Source organism: Kitasatospora sp. NPDC004289, from assembly GCF_053602875.1.
Genome location: NZ_JBSGEL010000081.1, coordinates 15,337 through 33,220, shown reverse-complemented (window position 1 = coordinate 33,220; position 17,884 = coordinate 15,337). Strand labels below are relative to the sequence as shown.

The window sequence follows — 17,884 nt, the reverse complement described above, 5'->3', positions numbered from 1 at the left end:
AACCCGGAAGCTAAGCCTCACAGCGCCGATGGTACTGCAGGGGGGACCCTGTGGGAGAGTAGGACGCCGCCGAACAATCATTCAAGAGAAGCCCCCTGACGATTCGTCAGGGGGCTTCTCTGCGTTTCCGGGGCGGAAAATCCTGGTGCCTGTGATCGTCTTCGTTGCTACGGTGACCGGATGGCCGTACTGAGGAAAGTCCAGATCACGTTCGACTGCGCCGAGCCGGAGCGGGTCGCCCGCTTCTGGCGGGAGGTGCTCGGTTACGTCGCTCCGGCGGCGCCGGAGGGCTTCGCCGACTGGGAGAAGTACGTGAGTACGCTGCCGGCCTCGGGGGTGGGGGCCTGGTCGGCGGCGGTGGATCCCACGGGGGAGGGGCCGCGGTTCTTCTTCCAGTCCGTGCCGGAGGGGAAGGTCGCCAAGAACAGGGTGCACGTCGACGTGCGGGCCGGCACCGGGCTGGTGGGGGCCGAGCGGTTGGCGGTGCTGGAGGCCGAGCGCGACCGGTTGGTGGCGCTCGGCGCCGTATGCGACGTGGTGCTGTACGCCGACGAGGAGAACGAGTCCTGCATCGTGATGCGGGACGTCGAGGGGAACGAGTTCTGCCTCGACTGACAGAGGTACTGACGGAGGCGGGGCCCTTCGCCCTCTCGGCTCAGCCGGGGATGAGGGCGTCCCACTCGGCCCGGGTCGGACCGTCGTGGGTCGGTGCGAAGTCAGGGCGGGCGGCGAGCCAGTCGGTGACGGCGCGGTCCACCTCCTCGCTGCCGTAGGCGTCCGCCGCCGGCTTCAGGAGGTGGCGGACCTGGGCGCGGGCGCGCATGACGACCGGGTCGTCGAAGGCGCAGGCGGCGCGGGCGGCGGCGCGGAGGTCGGGGGAGGGCGAAGTCCCGGTGAGGCGTTGCTCGTTGCCGCGGTCGGCGGTCACCTGGGCGTCGAACCACGGGCGGAGTTCGCGGACCGTCCAGGCGTGGTACTCGGTGGGGTCGGCGGCGATCCGGTCAGCGTGGGCGGCGAGGTGTTGGGCGGCGCGCAGGCCGAGGGCGACGCCGTGCCCGAGGGTGGGGTTGGTGTGGACGAGGCTGTCGCCGGCGTTGACCAGGCCCGTCACCACGGGGCCGGTGTCGTCGACGAGTGAGGTCCAGCGGTTGTCGAGCCCGGCCATCGCCAGGACCGGCGTCTGCGGTTCGGGGTCGAGGGCCAGCCAGGCGGCGGAGGCGGGGAAGCGGCGGGCGACGGCCTCGAAGACGGCGGGGTCGAGGAGTGCGCTGCGGGTCGGGTCGCCGGTGGAGAGCACCACGCTGACGGCGAAGGTGTCGTTGTCGGAGGGGAAGACGCCCGCGAGGGCGAACGGTGCGTCGGAGCCGGTCTTCACCCGCCCGGGGTCGCGCGGGCCGTCGGGGCGCAGGCGGTACCAGCGGCAGAGGTAGGCGATGCCGGCGCGGTGGCTCTCGACCACGGGTGGGCGGCAGCCGGCGGCGGTCAGCCAGCCGGGGACCGGGGAGCGGCGGCCGGAGGTGTCGACGACGAGGTCCGCCGGGTGGGTGGCGGAGTCCGTCCGTACGCCGGTGACCCGGGTGGGGGAGTCCTGACGGAAGGTCAGGCCCTCGACGCGGCGGCCGCGCCGGACCCGGACGCCGGGTTCGCGCCGGACGGCGGTGGTCAGGGCGGTCTCGAGGACGATGCGGCGGGTGCGCAGGGTCACCAGGTCCTCGTCGCCGGCCCGGTGCGGGGGGTGCTGCCCGAACCAGTCGAAGTCGTGGTACTCGCGGGCTCCGCGTGCCAGCAGCTCGGCGTGGACGTCCGGGAGTTCGGCGCGCAGGACGGTGCGGACCGGTGCGAGGAAGGAGTGCGGGTGGTTGGCCTGCGGTACCCGGGGTCGCTTCCAGTGGTAGAAGTCCTGGTCCAGATCGGCCCCGGCCTGCCGGTCGTCCTGCTCGAAGACGGTGACCGTGTGGCCGCGCCGTCCGAGCATGAGGGCCGTGCCCAGCCCGCTGATTCCTCCGCCGACCACCGCAACCCGCGCCATCGCTCTCCCCTTCGTCGCGCCGTGTTGCGCAGGCAGACTACTAGTTGATGATCTTCCTTCGGCAATCCGGGGTGGGTCCGACGGGCGTTCGACTTTAATAATGGTCAGCATTAGAGTGGAGGCATGCCGAGAACTCCGGCGGGTGGCACGCCCACCCGTGACCGTCTGATCCGGGCCGGTGCCCGTCTGTTCGCCGAACAGGGCGTGCACGGTGCCCAGTTGCGCGACGTGGTCAGGTTGGCGGGGCAGTCCAACCCCTCCGCCGTCCAGTACCACTTCGGCTCGCGGGAGGGGCTGCTGGACGCCGTGATGCGCGAACGGCAGGAGCGGGCCGAGCGGTCCCTGCACGCGCTGCTGCCGCGACCGGAGGGGCAGCCGCTCCCGGTGCTGCTGGACGCGCTGGTGGCATCCGAGGCGGCCGAGCTGGCGAGTGACGCGGGGCGGGACGGGCTGCGGATCGCGGCGCAGATCAGCTACCGGAGCGGCATCCGGACGCGGGAGCCGCATCCGCACCTCGCGGGGGGCGGGTACTGGCGCCTGATCGGGGAGTTGGAGACCTCGCTGCTCGAACTGCCCGAGCCGGTACGGCTGGAGCGGATCGACCTGGCGCTGATCCTGGTCGGCGCGGCGCTGGCGGAGCGGGCCCGTCAACTGGAGTCGGGCGAGCGGCTGTTGACGGGGGACGCGCTGTTCCGGGCGGATCTGGTGGCGATGGCCGGGGCGATGCTCACGGCACCGCTGCCCGCGCTCGACACCGACGGCTGACCCGCCGGACGCGGCGCCACACACGCCGGGCGGCGCCACCCCGCCGTCCGGGAGCACCGAGCACCACCATCGCAAGGGAGCAAGAAGTCATGACCGAGCTCAACGGCAAGACCGTCCTGATCACCGGCGGAGCCCGCGGCCTGGGTGCCGAGGCGGCCCGCCAGGCGGTGGCGGCCGGTGCCAACGTGGTGATCACCGACGTGCTGGACGAGGAGGGCCGGGCCACCGCCGCCGAGTTGGGGGAGCGGGCCCGCTACCACCACCACGACGTGACCTCGGAGGCGGACTGGGCTGCGGTGGTCGCCTTCGCGGTGGCGGAGTTCGGCGGGGTGCACGGGCTGGTGAACAACGCGGGCATCTCCACCGGGAGCTTCCTGGTGGACGAGTCGGTGGAGCACTTCCGCAAGGTGGTGGACATCAACCTGACCGGGGTGTTCATCGGCATGAAGGCCGTGGTCCCGGCGCTGCGGGAGGCCGGTGGCGGCTCGATCGTGAACATCTCCTCGGCGGCCGGGCTGATGGGCCTGGCGCTGACGGCGGGCTACGGCGCCTCCAAGTGGGCGGTGCGCGGGCTGAGCAAGATCGGCGCGGTGGAGCTCGGCGTCGACCGGATCCGGGTCAACTCGGTGCACCCGGGCATGACCTACACGCCGATGACGGCGCAGGTGGGCATCGAGCGCGGGGAGGGGAACTACCCGAACACCCCGATGGGCCGGGTCGGCGAGGCGCCGGAGATCGCCGCGGCCACGGTGTTCCTGCTCTCGGACGAGGCCTCGTACATCACCGGTGCGGAGCTGGCGGTGGACGGTGGGTGGACCACCGGTCCCACGGTCCGGTACGTGATGGGGCAGTAGGCGGATGTGGCGGCAGGGCCCGGGCGCTCATGAGGCCGCCCGGGCCCTCCGGCGTTCCGTCAGCCCAGGTCGTCGAGGAAGCGGAGCAGGGCGGCGTTGACCTCGGCGGGCTTCTCCTGCTGGGTCCAGTGGCCGCAGTCGGTGAGCCAGACGGGCGCGGCGAGTTCGGGGACGTGCTGGTCGAGGGTGGCGATGAGCGCCTTGGCGGCGTCGTTGGCGACGACCAGGTCGCGGTCGCCGACGACCAGCAGGGCCGGGGTGCGGATGCGGGCGTTCTGCCAGGGGGCGGTGAGCTCCCAGTTGCGGTCGAGGTTGCGGTACCAGTTGAGCGGGCGGGTGAAGCCGGACGCGGCGTACTCGGCGGCGAAGTGGGCGAGGTCGGCCTCGGTGAGCCAGGCCGGGAGGGTCTCGGGGGAGCGGAAGGCGTCGAGGAAGCCCTTGCCCTCGGGGACCAGCGGGGTGAGGCCGGCCGGGTCGGCGGCGCGGCCGGCCAGCAGGCGGCGGAAGGTGGTGCCGGGGTCGCGGGCGAGCTCCGCGTCGGCGACGCCGGGCCGCTGGAAGTGGAGCATGTAGTAGGCGTCGCCGAAGACCTTGCGGAACAGCTCGGTGGGCCGCACCGGCATCCGCGGGTAGGGCGGGACGGAGAGGCCGACGACCCCGCGGACCAGGTCGGGGCGGAAGAGGGCGGTGTGCCAGGCGACCGGGGCGCCCCAGTCGTGGCCGACCACCACGGCCCGGTCGGCGCCCAGGGCGGGGATCAACCCGAGGGCGTCACCCGCGAGTTGGAGGATGGTGTACTGGTCCACCGCGTCCGGGCCGCTGGTGCGGCCGTAGCCGCGCTGGTCGGGGGCGACGGCGTGGTAGCCGGCCTCGGCGAGGGCGGTGAGCTGGTGGCGCCAGGAGTACCAGCCCTCGGGGAAGCCGTGCAGGAGCAGGACGAGCGGTCCGGTGCCGGCCTCGGCGACGTGCATGCGCAGGCCACTGGCGGACTCGACGTAGCGGTGCGTTATCGCGGTCGTCATGGGGTCATCCTGGGTGCTCCGCGCACGGAGCGGAAGGGTGCCGCAGCGCACCTGGACGGGCGGTCAACGCGCGGGCGGGGGCGGGCCGGTGAGCGCGGTGGCGCGGAGCACGATCTCGGTGGCGAAGCGGGACTCCGGGTCGGCGAGCCGTTCGCCGAAGGCGCGGTCCAGGACGCGCAGCCGGTAGCGGACGGTCTGCGGGTGGACGCCGAGTTGTTCGGCGAGGTCGGGGGCGCTGGCCCGGGTGGTGAGCCAGGCGCGCAGGGTGTCGAGCAGCCGGGAGCGCCGGGTGGGGGTGAGGGCGGCGAGCGGGGCGAGGTAGTGCCGGTCGAGCTGGTGGAGCAGGGCCGGGTCGCTGAGCAGCCAGAGGTGGACGAGGTGGTCCTGGCAGTACGTCAGGGGGCCGGTGGTGTACGGGAGGAGCCGGCGGGCCCAGCGCAGCGAGTCGGCGGCCTCGGCGAGCGGGGTGGTGAGGCCGACGGCGGCGCGGCAGCCGGCCAGGGCGGCGGTGAGGCCCTCGCGGCGGGCGGGGGTGAGCGGTCCGGGTAACAGCAGGTGGGGTTCGCGGTCGGAGAGGTCGAGCAGCACGTCGCGGTCGAGGACGCCGCGGTGGGGGCGGGCGCCGGGGGCGAGGGCGACCAGGGTGACGTGGTCGGGGAGCGGCCAGGCGGCGTGGTCGGCGAGTTCGGCGAGGGCGGTGCGGGCGGCGCCGGTGCCGCTGAGGATGCGGCGCAGCAGCCGGCGGCGGCGGTTGTCGGGCTCCTCGCCGAGTTCGGCCATGGCCTGGAGGTAGCCCTCGCGGGAGAGTTCGGCGATCTCGCCCATGTAGGCGAAGAGGGCGTCGGCGAAGGCCATCAGGACGGTGGCGGAGAGGTTGTGGCGGCGGCCGACGGCGCGCACCCGGCGCAGGGCGACCTGGCAGCCGATCCGGTAGGCGTCCTGGAGCATGTCGAGGCTGCGGCCCTCCAGGGCCTCGTGGCGGCCGAAGCGGCGGCAGATCTCGTCGCGCAGGGAGGTGGTGGCGGTCGGGGCGGCGACCTGGTCGACGAAGGTGGCGATGTTCTGTTCGATGCCGACCCGGATGACGCGGGCGGCGGGTCCTTCCAGGAGTTCGCGGTACTCGGGGATGGTGGCGACGATCTCGGCGGCCATCTCCTTGAGCAGGCCCGGGAGTTCGGGCCGCATCACGGCGGCGAGTTCGCGCGGCACCTGGTCGAGCGGCGAGCTGGAGCCGGGCGCCCGGCGTGGCGTGGCCATGAGTCCCCCTGGCGTCCGGGGGCGGCCGGACGCATACGACGTGTGGTGGTTCGCTGACGATAGGGCACGAGTGGTCGTCAGCGCACCAGTCGTGACGTCGAACTGCCGGTCGGCGTTCCGCTAACGGATTGGCACTCTGCGCCGCGGAGGGGGACTCGGGGCTCACTCCGGGACAACGGCGCGGGGGTTTTCTGGTAGCGCCGGAACAAGAAATCCGCAGCGCGCGGCCGGGAATCCCGGAACTGTTCCGGCTCCGTTGCGGGGCCTGATTACCGGCGCGTAATGTCCGGGACCAGCGAGGACGGCCCCACCCGTGCGCCTCGCTTCCTCGGATTCGCCTCGGCGCCAACTCAGTTCTTCGTCAGGAGAGTTGGTCGTGCCCCGGCGGGTCCGCCCCCACAGAGAGGACCCATCGTGCGCAAGCCTGTCAAGGGCGCCCTGGTGGCTGCGGCGTCTCTCGCCGCCGTGGCCGGCATGACGCTCGCCCCGACCACCGCGACGGCCGGCACCCAGTCCGCCTCCTCCGGCCTGCTGGCCGGCTGGACCGCCAGCCCGGGCGGCCCCTGGACGGCCAAGGCGACCTCGCCGAAGCTGACCGACACCAAGACCGGCACCAAGCTGACCTGCACCTCCTCCTCCGCGGCCGGCACGCTGGCCACCAGCTCCGCCACCGGCGCGGGCATCTCCTCGATCACCTCGGTGAGTTGGACCAGCTGCTCCGGTCCGCTGGGCATCACCTTCAGCGTCACCCCGCAGGGCCTGCCGTGGTCGCTGAACGCGGTCAGTTACAACGCGGGCACCGGTGTCACCACCGGCACCCTGACCGGGGTGAAGGCCCACATCAGCGGCGCCGGCTGCACGGCCGACTTCCAGGGCCCGACCGCCGGTTCGACGGCGACCCTGACCGGCAGCTACAGCAACTCCACCAACACCCTCACCATCAGCGGCGGTGACCTGCGGGCGTACAACGTCTCCGGGTCCTGCCTCGGTCTGCTGAACAACAACGACCCGGCGGTCTACAACGCCGCGTACGTGCTGAGCGCCCCGCAGGTCATCACCTCCCCGTGAGGCACCCGTACCCGGACCCGGGCCACCGCCCGGGTCCGGGTACGAACACACGCACCGGATGACAGGCCGTCAGGGTCGTTTTGTCATCCGGTGACAGGAAATCCGGGCCGGGGAGAGCGCTCCCGACGATCCGCGTGCGATCGCTTGTGAGGGCTTGTTACCCGGCCGTACTGTCCTGCGTCCCGAGCCAAGAGGAGTCCAGAGATGAGGGACGCGGTGCGTCGCCTTGCCGTGCCCGTGAAGCCGGCCGCCGTCCTGGCGGCCGCGCTGCTGGCGGGCACGGTGCCGGGTGCCCCGTCCGGGGCCGTGCCCGGGAGCGCTCCGGCCGCGGTGGCGGCGCAGGAGCAGCCGCACTCGGGGGTGAACAGCTGCCCGCCCGCCCCGGAGGGCGAGTTGGACCAGGCCAGGCTGCCGCCGGTGCCCGAGGGCGCGTTCGTGGTGCCGAACGAGGAGACCGGCCCGTTCCCGCCGGTGGGGGCCTGCGCCTACGCGGTCGGCTTCGCCAACGTGCGCAAGCAGCACCAGGCCTCGGTGCTCAACGACCCGGCCGGGCATCCCGCGTTGACCGCGGTGAACATGAGCCGGCGGTTCGTCACGCTCTGGGACCCGCCGGAGGGGCAGCAGCCGTACTTCGAGGCCGACAACCTCGGCTACCTCCAACTCCCGCCCAGCGAGACCACCTTCCTCACCTACGGCTTCATGCCGACCACCGCCGTGATGGAGCTGGAGCCGCGGGGCCTGCTGACCATCGTGGCGACCGGGAACACCGACTGGGACCAGCCGGTCGAGTTCACCATCGGCGGCTACCAGTCGATCAGGCTGCGGGACGTGAAGGTGAACGGGACCCCGCTGGACGTCGGCCCGAACTGCCGCACGGCCCGGCCGGTGAACCTGGAGCTGAAGGGCCGCCAGGACGACCACCTGCCGGGCGGCGGCGACGGCAAGCCCGACTACACCCTGATCGGCGGCGGGCCGCTCTCCCAACGGGACCTGGTGATACCGGAGTTCAAGGGCTGCGGGAACGGGGCGGAGAACCTGGACGCGCTCTTCACCGCGGCCGTCTCCGGGCCGGGCAACTCGCTCAACCTGGTGCAGGGCGCGATCTGCACCCCGACCAGTGACCAGCCGAACGGCTGCGAGCCGGAGATCCAGCTGCCGGCCCTGCCGCACCGCCGCACCACGGACCAGGGCTAGGAGCCGGGATGGGGATCGAGGTGACCGTCGAGGGGCTGACCAAGTCCTTCGGCAGCCAGACCGTCTGGGAGGACGTCACGCTGACGCTGCCGCCCGGGGAGGTGACGGTGCTGCTGGGGCCCTCGGGCACCGGCAAGACCGTCTTCCTGAAGTCGGTGATCGGTCTGCTGCGGCCCGAGCGGGGCCGGGTGCTGGTGGACGGCGTCGACATGGTGCGCGGCCCGGAGCGCGAGGTCTACCGGGCCCGCCGGCGCTTCGGCCTGATGTTCCAGGACGGCGCGCTGTTCGGCTCCATGAGCCTCTACGACAACGTGGCCTTCCCGCTGCGCGAGCACACCCGCAGGACCGAGGCGGAGATCCGCCGGATCGTGCTGGAGCGGATGGAGATGGTCGGCCTGAACGGCGCCGAGGCCAAGCTGCCGGGGGAGATCTCCGGTGGGATGCGCAAGCGCGCGGGCCTGGCCCGGGCGCTGGTGCTGGACCCGGAGATCGTGCTCTGCGACGAGCCGGACTCGGGCCTGGACCCGGTGCGCACCTCCTACCTGTCGCAGCTGCTGGTGGACCTGAACGCGCAGATCGGCGCCACCATGCTGATCGTCACCCACAACCTGGACATCGCGGCCACCGTGCCGGACCACATCGGCATGCTGTTCCGCCGCCGGCTGGTGGCCTTCGGCTCCCGGGAGGAGCTGCTGACCAGCCGTCAGCCGGTGGTGCGGCAGTTCCTCGGCGGGCGCCGGGAGGGGCCGATCGGGATGTCGGAGGAGAAGGACGAGGCCCAGCTGGCGCTGGAGGAGCCCTACCAGGAGGCCGAACCGGGGCCGCTGCCACGGCAGTTGCAGCCGTCGCCGGGCCTGCCGCCGCGCCGCGGGGCGGTGCTGCGGTGAGCGCGGCCGACCCGGTGAAGGGCAACCCGCTCACGGGCGGGCTGCGGCAGAGCGGGCAGCTGCTGGCGCTGGCCGCCACCACGGTGCGGGACGTGTTCCGGCGGCCGTTCCAGTGGCGGGAGCTGATCGAGCAGTTCTGGTTCCTGGCGAGCGTGACGATCCTGCCGGCGGCGCTGGTGTCGATCCCGTTCGGTGCCGTGATCGCACTCCAAGTGGGTTCGCTGGCCGAGCAGTTGGGCGCGCAGTCGTTCACCGGCGGGGCCAGCGTGCTGGCCGTGATCCAGCAGGCCAGCCCGCTGATCGTGGCGCTGCTGATCGCTGGTGCGGGCGGTTCGGCGATCTGCGCGGACCTCGGCTCGCGCAAGATCCGCGAGGAGCTGGACGCGATGGCGGTGATGGGCGTCTCGCCCGTGCAGCGCCTGGTGGTGCCCCGGGTGCTGGCCGCGATGGCGGTCTCGGTGCTGCTCAACGGCCTGGTCTCGGTGGTCGGCACGCTCGGCGGCTACTTCTTCAACGTGATGCTCCAGGACGGCACCCCGGGCGCCTACCTGGCCAGCTTCTCCGCCCTGGCCCAGCTCCCGGACCTGTACGTCAGCGAGTTCAAGGCGCTGGTCTTCGGCTTCGTGGCCGGGATCGTGGCGGCCTACCGGGGTCTCAACCCGCGCGGTGGCCCCAAGGGCGTGGGCGACGCGGTGAACCAGACCGTGGTGGTCACCTTCCTGCTGCTGTTCGTGATCAACGTGGTGATCACCGCCGTCTACCTGCGGATCATCCCGCAGAAGGGAGCCTGAGATGGCGCTGCCCGGCCGTGCGGCCCGGGGCCCGCTCGGGTGGCTGGAGACCGTCGGGGACCACCTGGTCTTCCATCTGGCCGCGCTGCTCTGGGTGCCCCGCGCGCTGCGCCGCTACTTCCGCGAGGTGCAGCGGCTGCTGGCCGAAGTCGCCTTCGGCAGCGGCGGGTTGGGGGTGATCGGCGGCACCGTCGGGGTGATGGTCGGGATGACCGCGGCCACCGGCACGGTGGTCGGCCTGCAGGGCCACGCCGCGATGGACCAGCTGGGCACCACCGCCTTCACCGGCTTCATCTCGGCCTACTTCAACACCCGGGAGATCGCCCCGCTGGTGGCCGGCCTCGCCCTCTCGGCCACCGTCGGCGCGGGCTTCACCGCCCAGCTCGGCGCGATGCGGATCAACGAGGAGGTGGACGCCCTGGAGGGCATGGGCATCCGCAGCCTGCCGTACCTGGTGACCACCCGGATCATCGCCGGGGTGGTGGCCGTGGTGCCGCTGTACGGGGTCGGGCTGCTCTCCTCCTACGCCGCCTCCCGCGCCGTCACGGTCTCCGTCAACGGACAGTCACCCGGCACCTACGACCACTACTTCGGGCTCTTCCTGGCCCCGGAGGACGTGCTGCTGTCGGCCCTGAAGGTGCTGCTGTTCAGCGTGATCGTGATCCTGGCGCACTGCTACTACGGCTTCCACGCCACCGGCGGCCCGGCCGGGGTCGGCATCGCGGTGGGCCGCTCGGTCCGCAACGCCATCGTGATCATCAGCATCACCGACTTCTTCCTCTCGCTGGCGATCTGGGGCGCCACCACCACCGTGCGGGTGACCGGATGAACGCCTTCCGCGCCACCGACCGGCGCCGCCCCGCCCGGGCCGTGCTGGGCCTGGTATTCCTGCTGGTGCCCGCCCTGCTGGCCGGGCTCTGCGTGGCGGTCTACCGCAAGGCCTTCAGCGACGAGAGCACCGTGCTGCTGGAGACCAACGCCACCGGGAACGAGCTGCGGGTGAACGCCGACGTCAAGCTGCGCGGCGTGGTGGTCGGCCGGGTCAGCCGGATCGGCGCCGACGGCGAGCGGGCCCGGCTCACCCTGGCCCTCGACCCGGCCCGGCTGGCCGAGATCCCGGCCGGGGTGACGGCCCGTCTGCTGCCCACCACCCTCTTCGGCGAGCGCTACGTCGCCCTGGTGCCCGACACCACCGCCACCGCGGGCGGGGCGCTGCGGGCCGGGGCCGTGATCGCCCAGGACCGCACCGCCGACGCAGCCGAGCTGGAGCAGGTGCTGGACCACCTGCTGCCGCTGCTCAACGCCGTCCAGCCGGACAAGCTGGCCGCCACCCTGAGCGCGGTGGCCACCGCCCTGCGCGGCCGCGGCGCCCAGCTCGGCGCCACGCTCACCGAACTGGACGCCCACCTGGCCCGGCTCAACCCCGAACTCCCGGCCCTGAACCGGGACATCGCGCAGCTGGTGACGGTCAGCCAGGCCTACGGGGACGCCGCGCCCGACCTGCTCCAGGCCCTGACCGACTTCACCACCACCAGCGGCACGATCGCCCGCGAGCGGGCCGGGCTGCGCGCGCTCTACGCCTCCTCCACGGCCGCCGCCGGGGACGTCACGGACTTCCTGACGCGCAACCGGGACACGCTCATCCGGCTCTCCGCCGACAGCCGGGGCACCCTGGAGCTGCTGGCCGAGTACGCCCCCGCCTACCCGTGCACGCTGCGCACCCTGGCCGACTTCGTGCCGGTGATGGACAAGGCGCTGGGCAAGGGCACCGACCGGCCGGGCCTGCACGTCACCGTGAACACCGTGCCCAGCCCCGGCGCCTACCGGCCCGGCAAGGACGCCCCGGCCTACACCGCCACCGGCGGCCCGAAGTGCTACGACACCCCCTACACCGGGCGCGGCACCACCCCGGCGGCGGTGCCGCCGGGCCAGGGCTTCCCGGCGCCCGGCGAGGCCGGCCTCGGCCTGCCCAACTCACCGCAGGAGAACGCCCTGGTGAACGAACTGCTCGCGCCGGCCGGTGACCTGCCCGACTGGAGCAGCGTGCTGGCCGGGCCGCTGCTGCGCGGGGCGGAGGTGAGGCTGAAGTGAGGCGCCGCAGCCTGATCGGACCGGTCGTCAAGTCACTGGTCTTCGTCCTGGTCACCGCGCTCGCCACCACCGCCCTGGCCTTCGGCATCGCCGACACCGGGGTGGGCGAGACCGTCGCCTACCGGGCCCGGTTCACCGACGTCACCGGCCTGGCCGCCGGGGACGGCGTGCGGATCGCGGGCGTGCGGGTCGGCGAGGTCGAGTCGGTCGGCGTCACCGACCGGCGCTACGCGCTGGTGCGGTTCAAGGTCCGCAAGGGCACCCCGCTGCCCGGCAGCGTCACCGCCTCGGTCAGGTACCTGGACCTGGTCGGCCGCCGCTACCTCGAACTGGCGCGCGGCACGGGCCCGTTGGAGGAGAAGCTGGCGCCCGGCGCCACCATCCCGGTGGAGCGCACCCACCCCGCGCTGGACCTCACCCAGCTGTTCAGCGGCTTCCAGCCGCTGTTCCAGGGCCTGGCCCCGGACGAGGTGAACAAGCTGGCCGAGGAGATCGTCCAGGTGCTCCAGGGCCAGGGCGGCACGGTCGAGGGGCTGCTGCGCAGCGTCGGCTCGCTCACCGGCACGCTGGCCGCCAAGGACGAGGTGATCGGCCGGGTGATCGAGAACCTGAACACGGTGGTCGCCAGCGTCAACACCCACGACCAGGGCTTCACCGAACTGGTCTCCACCCTCCAGCAGTTGGTGGCCGGCTTCAACCGCGACCGGCAGCCGATCGGCGAGGCGGCGCAGGCCGTGGGCGCGCTCACCACCTCCACCGCCGGGCTGCTGGCCGAGGGCCGGGCACCCCTCAAGGAGAGCATCGGCCAGCTGGGCCGGCTCTCCGCCGGACTGGCCGACAACAGCACCCAGCTGGAGGACTTCCTCCGGCGCAGCCCGGAGAAGCTGACCACCCTCGGCCGGCTGGCCTCCTACGGCTCCTGGTTCAACCTCTACCTGTGCCAGGCCACCGTGACCGGCGTGACCACCGGCGACGGCTCCGTGCCGCCGACCGGGGTCACCGTGGACGAAGCGAGGTGCCGGGGATGAGCCGCTCCGACGGGGGCACCGCCGTGCGCGGGCCGCTCTTCCGGCCGCTGCGCGAGCGCAACCCGGTGGTGGTCGGCGCGGTCGGGCTGCTGGTGATCCTGCTGGTCTGCGCCCTGGCCTACCAGGGCGACCGGCTGCCGCTGCTCGGCCGGGGCACCGCGTACACGGCCGAGTTCAGCGAGGCGGGCGGGCTGCGGCCGGGCGACGAGGTCCGGGTGGCCGGGGCCAAGGTCGGCAAGGTGACCGAGGTCGTGCTGAGCGGGGCCAAGGTCCGGGTGGGCTTCCGGGTCCGCGAGGTGTGGGTGGGCGACGCGACCACCGCCGCGATCGGCATCCGCACCGTGCTCGGCGCCAAGTACCTCGCGCTGGACCCGCTGGGCGCCGGCGAGCAGGACCCCGGGGTCGCCATCCCGGCGAGCCGGACCACCTCGCCGTACGACGTCACCCAGGCCCTGGAGGGCCTCGGCCGGACGGTGGGCGCGATCGACACCGCCAAGCTGGCCGAGTCCTTCCGGACCATCTCGGACACCTTCGCCACCACCCCCGAATCCGTGCGCAGCGCCGCCGAGGGCCTGGCCGGGCTCTCCCGCACCATCGCCGACCGGGATGCCCGGCTGGCCGAACTCCTCGCCGGGAGCCGCAAGTTGACCAAGACCGTGGCGGACCAGAACGAGCGCTTCAGCGCCCTGCTGAGCGACGGCGACTCGCTGCTGGCCGAGCTCCAGCGCCGCCGCGAGGCGGTGCACCAACTGCTCACCGGCACCGGCGCGCTGGCCACCCAGCTGACCGGCCTGGTGAAGGACAACGAGCGCCAACTGGCGCCCACCCTCAGCGCGTTGGAGCGCGTCACCGGGGTGCTGCGGGCCAATCAGCAGAGCCTGGACCAGACCCTGGCGCTGCTCGGCCCGTACTACCGGCTGATGGGCAACACCCTGGGCAACGGCCGCTGGTTCGACGCCTACCTGTGCGGGGTGGTGCCGCCCTCCTACCTGCCCGAGGGAACGGCGCCCGCCACCGGCTGCCGCCCGGTCCGGCCGACGGGGGGCCGGGGATGAGCGTGCTCTCGGGCCGCGGCCGGGCGCTCATCGCCCTGGCCGCCGCCGCGGCCGCCGTGGCGGCCACCCTGATCGCCGTCCCCGGCCCGGAGGGAAGCCGGGTGACGGTGTACTTCGACCACGCCGTCGGGGTCTACGCCGGATCCGACCTGCGGGTGCTCGGCGTCAAGGTCGGCACCGTGCGCTCGGTCCACCCCGAGGGGGCGAAGGTGCGGGTCGAACTCGGCCTGGACCACGGCGTGAAGGTGCCGGCCTCCGCCTCCGCCGTGGTGGTCGCCCCCAGCGTGGTCGCCGACCGGTACGTGCAGCTGACCCCGGCCTGGACGGAGGGGCCGCTGCTGGCCGACCGGGCGGTGATCCCGGTCGAGCGGACCGCCCAGCCGGTGGAGATCGACCAGCTCTACGAGAGCCTCACCGAGCTGGCCACCGCGCTGGGCCCGGACGGGGCCAACTCCCAGGGCGCGCTCTCCCGGCTGCTGGACACCGGGGCGCGGAACCTGGACGGCAACGGCAAGCTGATCGGCGACTCGATCGAGCAGCTCGGCCGGGCCGCCAAGACCCTCTCCGGCTCCAGCGAGGACCTGTTCGCCACGCTGACCCAGCTGGAGTCCTTCGCCGCGATGCTCAAGGAGAACGACGGGCGGGTGCGCACCGTCACCGACCGGCTGGCCGCCGTCAGCTCCTACCTGGCCGAGGACAAGGAGGAGCTGGGCCAGGCCCTGCACCAACTGGCCGTCGCCCTCGGCGAGGTGAAGACCTTCGTGGAGAACAACCGCACCCGCCTCGCCCACGGGATCGACCAGCTGGTGCCGATCACCCAGAGCCTGGTGGACCAGCGGGCCTCCCTGGCCGAACTGCTGGACACCGCCCCGCTGGCGGCCGGCAACCTGCTGCGCGCCTACGACCCGAAGGCCGGCACGATCACCGGCCGGGCGAACCTGACCGAACTGACCCTGCCGCTGCCACTGCCCGGGGTGGACCGATGACCCGTCGACCGCACCACCTGTCCCTGGCGCTGGCCACCGTGCTGACCGCCGGCCTGACCGCGGGCTGCGGCGGCTTCGGCGGCCTGCAGGACGCACCGCTGCCCGGCGGGGCCGAACTGGGCGACCACTCCTACCGCCTGGAGGCCCGGTTCGCCGACGTGCTCAGCCTGGTGCCGCAGTCGGCGGTCAAGGTGAACGGGGTCGCGGTCGGCCGGGTCACCGCCATCACGCTGGCCGAGGACTGGAGCGCGGTGGTCACCCTACGGGTCAACGGCGACGTCCGGCTGCCCGCCGGGAGCCGGGCCGAGGTGGCCCAGGCCGGCCTGCTCGGGGAGAAGTACGTCCGGCTCACCACCCCCGCCGACCCGCAGGCCCAGGGCGGCGGACGGCTCGGCGACGGTGCGGTGATCCCGGCCCAGCTCACCGGCCGCTCCACCGAGGTGGAGGAGGTCTTCGGGGCGCTCTCCATGCTGCTCAACGGCGGTGGCATCGACCAGCTGCGCACCATCACCACCGAACTGGGCCGGGCGATGACCGGGAACGAGGCCCAACTGCGCTCCGTCCTCGACCGGTTGAAGACCTTCACCGGCGAGCTCGACGCCCACCGGGCCGACCTGACCGCCGCGCTCGACGGGATCGACCGGCTGGCCGCCACCCTGGCCACCCGGGACCGGCAGATCGGCACCGTGCTCACCGAGCTCAGCCCCGGCCTGCGGGTGCTGGAGCAGCAGCGCGGCGAACTGGTCACCCTGCTCCGCGCGTTGGACACCCTCTCGGGCGTCGCGGTGGACACCGTCAACCGCAGCAAGGAGGACGTGGTGGCCGACCTCAAGGCGATCGCCCCGGTGCTGCGCGGCCTGGCGGACGCGGGCAAGGCGCTGCCGGACTCGCTCCAGGTGCTGCTCACCTACCCGTTCACCGACGAGGTGCTGCGCGGGGTCAAGGGCGACTACCTGAACGTCTACCTCGACCTGGCCGCCGCTCCCGGCACCCGGATCTTCCCCGAGCTGGACCAGGACGACACCGCCGCGCCGCCGCCCCAGCCCACCCCGCAGCCCACCGAGGAGCCCACCGAGGAGCCCACGGACCCGCCGACGGACCCGCCCACCGACCCTCCGACCGATCCGCCCACCGACCGGCCGACCGATCCGGCCTCCCCGGAGGCCCGGCGCCTGCCGCTGCCGCTGCCCTCGGTGGGCCGTCCGTCCGGAAAGGCGCGCTGATGCCGAACCTGGCCGTCCGGGCGAAGAACCTCGCCTTCCTGCTGATCGCCGTGCTGGTGCTCGGCTACATCGCCGTCCAGCACGCCGACCTCGGCCGCTACGTCGGCCTGCGCGACTACTACCGGGTCGACGTCCAACTGGAGCGCACCGGCGGCCTGTTCGAGCACGCCGACGTCACCTACCGGGGCGTCTCGGTGGGCCGGGTGGGAGCGATCAGGCTCACCCCCGACGGGGTCCGGGCGGAGCTGCGGATCTCCTCCGACGCGCCCCGCATCCCGGCCACGCTGACCGCCGCCGTGGCCGGCCTGTCGGCCGTCGGCGAGCAGTACCTCGACCTGCGGCCCAGCACCGACCAGGGCCCCTACCTGGCCGACGGCGCCCGGATCCCCCGCTCCGCCACCAGCGTGCCCGCGCCCGTCACCGACCTGCTGACCCGCACCGACGCGCTGGTCGGCTCGGTGCCGCTCGCCTCGCTGCGCACCGTCGTCGACGAACTCGGCACCGCCTTCAACGGTCAGGCCGACAACCTCCAGGCGCTGCTCGACGGCAGCCGCACCTTCCTCAAGGCGGCCGACGCCGCGCTGCCCGCCACCACCCGGCTGATCGTGGACGGCGAGACGGTGCTGCGCACCCAGGCCGAGGAGGCCGACGCGATCCGCTCCTTCGCCACCGGCACCTCCCAGCTCGCCGCCCAACTGGCCCGCTCGGACGGCGACCTGCAGCGGGTGATCGCGGGCGGCCCGCAGGCCGCCGGGCAGGTGAGCGCGCTGATGAAGCAGCTCGACCCGTCCACCAGCGTGCTGCTGGCCAACCTGCTGACCACCGCCGAACTCGGCGTCACCCGCCAGCACGGCATCGAGGAACTGCTGGTCCGGCTCCCGGCGGTGGCGGCGGCCGGCTCCACCGCGGTCACCGAGCAGGGCGCGAGGATGGGCATGGCCGTCACCTTCTTCTCCCCGCTGCCCTGCACCGACGGGTACAGGGACACCACCTACCGGAACGGCCTGGACACCGGCGCGGCCCCGCCGCTGAACACTGCGGCGCGGTGCGCGGCCTCCGCCTCCTCCGGCACCGCCGTGCGCGGCTCGGCCAACGCCCCCAAGGGCGGGGTGCCGACCCCCGTCGCACCGGCCACACCGGGGGCGGGCCGGTGAGGCTGTGGGCGTTCCGGGTCCTGGCCGTACTGGTGCTGTCGGCGGGCGCCCTGAGCTGGTGGTGGCAGGCAGGGCACGCCGAGGACGGGGTGCGCGAGCGGGAGGCCGTGCTGGCCGCCGGGCGGAGCGCGGCGGAGGTGCTCGGCAGCGCCGACGGCCGCGACCCGGACGGCACCCGGTCGCGCTGGCGGGCGGTCGCGGACGGGCCGCTGCTCGCGCAACTCGGCGCGGCGGCAACGGACTCGACCACCTCGGCCACCGTCGCGGAGGCCGCGCTGACCCGGCTGGACCGCGGCTCCGGCACCGCCGGGATGATCGCCGTGCTCCGGCTCCGGCAGACCCTCGCGGACGGGACTGTGACCACCGACCGGCGCCGGGTGGCGGTGGAGCTGGCCCGCCGGAGCGGCGGGTGGAAGGCGACCGCGCTGACCACCGTGCCGGTGGGGGCGCCGTGACGGCCGTCGAGAGCCTCCCCGAGGT

The 17,884-nt window shown here is 73.5% G+C and carries 17 protein-coding genes, 1 rRNA gene and 1 pseudogene; 16 read left to right on the top strand and 3 right to left on the bottom strand.

Annotation, left to right across the window (positions count from 1 at the left end; translation table 11 throughout):
- Together rrf and ACWEPF_RS34435 are read left to right on the top strand one after the other, a co-directional pair.
- A 5S ribosomal RNA gene (gene rrf, locus ACWEPF_RS34440) occupies positions 1–75 on the top strand; the annotation flags it as partial.
- Positions 76–180: 105 nt separating this feature from the next.
- Complete coding sequence (locus ACWEPF_RS34435; RefSeq protein ID WP_452175683.1) at positions 181–615, top strand: VOC family protein; 435 nt, start codon at positions 181–183, stop codon at positions 613–615.
- Positions 616–655: 40 nt separating this feature from the next.
- Here ACWEPF_RS34435 and ACWEPF_RS34430 read toward each other — a convergent pair whose 3' ends face one another.
- Positions 656–2,029, bottom strand: a complete 1,374-nt coding sequence (locus tag ACWEPF_RS34430; RefSeq protein WP_452175682.1) for an FAD-dependent oxidoreductase — start codon at positions 2,027–2,029, stop codon at positions 656–658.
- Positions 2,030–2,152: 123 nt separating this feature from the next.
- On the opposite strand from ACWEPF_RS34430, the gene ACWEPF_RS34425 reads away from it, so the two are divergent.
- Complete coding sequence (locus tag ACWEPF_RS34425) at positions 2,153–2,794, top strand: TetR/AcrR family transcriptional regulator (protein ID WP_452175681.1); 642 nt, start codon at positions 2,153–2,155, stop codon at positions 2,792–2,794.
- Between the two features lie 89 nt (positions 2,795–2,883).
- Positions 2,884–3,648 carry a glucose 1-dehydrogenase gene (locus ACWEPF_RS34420; RefSeq protein WP_345289440.1) on the top strand — a complete coding sequence of 255 codons (765 nt, stop codon included), beginning with the start codon at positions 2,884–2,886 and terminating at the stop codon, positions 3,646–3,648.
- Positions 3,649–3,707: 59 nt separating this feature from the next.
- On the opposite strand, the gene ACWEPF_RS34415 is transcribed toward ACWEPF_RS34420, so the two are convergent.
- Both ACWEPF_RS34415 and ACWEPF_RS34410 read right to left on the bottom strand, forming a co-directional pair.
- Positions 3,708–4,670, bottom strand: a complete 963-nt coding sequence (locus ACWEPF_RS34415; protein WP_452175680.1) for an alpha/beta fold hydrolase — start codon at positions 4,668–4,670, stop codon at positions 3,708–3,710.
- A gap of 63 nt (positions 4,671–4,733) precedes the next feature.
- Positions 4,734–5,927, bottom strand: coding sequence for a PucR family transcriptional regulator (locus ACWEPF_RS34410; RefSeq protein WP_449798669.1), 1,194 nt, complete (start codon positions 5,925–5,927; stop codon positions 4,734–4,736).
- A gap of 414 nt (positions 5,928–6,341) precedes the next feature.
- On the opposite strand from ACWEPF_RS34410, the gene ACWEPF_RS34405 reads away from it, so the two are divergent.
- The 12 genes and pseudogenes from ACWEPF_RS34405 (at position 6,342) to ACWEPF_RS34350 (ending at position 17,859) form a co-directional block, all read left to right on the top strand.
- Positions 6,342–6,995: a hypothetical protein gene (locus ACWEPF_RS34405; protein WP_452175679.1), complete on the top strand. Its 654-nt coding sequence runs from the start codon at positions 6,342–6,344 to the stop codon at positions 6,993–6,995.
- A 204-nt stretch (positions 6,996–7,199) separates the two neighbouring features.
- Entirely contained in the window at positions 7,200–8,189 is a 990-nt protein-coding gene (locus ACWEPF_RS34400) for a hypothetical protein (RefSeq protein ID WP_452175678.1), read from the top strand.
- An 8-nt stretch (positions 8,190–8,197) separates the two neighbouring features.
- A pseudogene (locus tag ACWEPF_RS34395) lies at positions 8,198–9,073 on the top strand (ABC transporter ATP-binding protein); the annotation flags it as partial.
- Positions 9,073–9,867, top strand: coding sequence for an MlaE family ABC transporter permease (locus tag ACWEPF_RS34390; protein WP_345289446.1), 795 nt, complete (start codon positions 9,073–9,075; stop codon positions 9,865–9,867). The pseudogene ACWEPF_RS34395 and the gene ACWEPF_RS34390, both read left to right, overlap by 1 nt.
- 1 nt (position 9,868) lies before the next feature.
- The gene (locus ACWEPF_RS34385; protein ID WP_345289447.1) at positions 9,869–10,696 is read left to right on the top strand and encodes an MlaE family ABC transporter permease; all 828 of its coding nucleotides are present in this window, start codon (positions 9,869–9,871) and stop codon (positions 10,694–10,696) included.
- Positions 10,693–11,958: an MCE family protein gene (locus ACWEPF_RS34380; RefSeq protein ID WP_452175677.1), complete on the top strand. Its 1,266-nt coding sequence runs from the start codon at positions 10,693–10,695 to the stop codon at positions 11,956–11,958. The genes ACWEPF_RS34385 and ACWEPF_RS34380 overlap by 4 nt, the downstream gene beginning before the upstream one ends.
- Complete coding sequence (locus ACWEPF_RS34375) at positions 11,955–12,986, top strand: MCE family protein (protein WP_452175676.1); 1,032 nt, start codon at positions 11,955–11,957, stop codon at positions 12,984–12,986. The genes ACWEPF_RS34380 and ACWEPF_RS34375 overlap by 4 nt, the downstream gene beginning before the upstream one ends.
- On the top strand, positions 12,983–14,041 hold the full coding sequence (locus tag ACWEPF_RS34370) for an MCE family protein (protein WP_452175675.1): 1,059 nt from the start codon (positions 12,983–12,985) through the stop codon (positions 14,039–14,041). Before ACWEPF_RS34375 ends, ACWEPF_RS34370 begins: the two co-directional genes overlap by 4 nt.
- Positions 14,038–15,027, top strand: coding sequence for an MCE family protein (locus tag ACWEPF_RS34365; RefSeq protein WP_449798674.1), 990 nt, complete (start codon positions 14,038–14,040; stop codon positions 15,025–15,027). The genes ACWEPF_RS34370 and ACWEPF_RS34365 overlap by 4 nt, the downstream gene beginning before the upstream one ends.
- Entirely contained in the window at positions 15,024–16,250 is a 1,227-nt protein-coding gene (locus ACWEPF_RS34360; protein WP_452175674.1) for an MCE family protein, read from the top strand. Before ACWEPF_RS34365 ends, ACWEPF_RS34360 begins: the two co-directional genes overlap by 4 nt.
- The gene (locus ACWEPF_RS34355) at positions 16,250–17,404 is read left to right on the top strand and encodes an MlaD family protein (RefSeq protein ID WP_452175673.1); all 1,155 of its coding nucleotides are present in this window, start codon (positions 16,250–16,252) and stop codon (positions 17,402–17,404) included. The genes ACWEPF_RS34360 and ACWEPF_RS34355 overlap by 1 nt, the downstream gene beginning before the upstream one ends.
- A complete protein-coding gene (locus ACWEPF_RS34350) occupies positions 17,401–17,859 on the top strand; it encodes a hypothetical protein (protein ID WP_452175672.1) in 459 nt (152 codons plus the stop codon). The genes ACWEPF_RS34355 and ACWEPF_RS34350 overlap by 4 nt, the downstream gene beginning before the upstream one ends.
- The last annotated feature ends 25 nt before the right edge of the window (positions 17,860–17,884 follow it).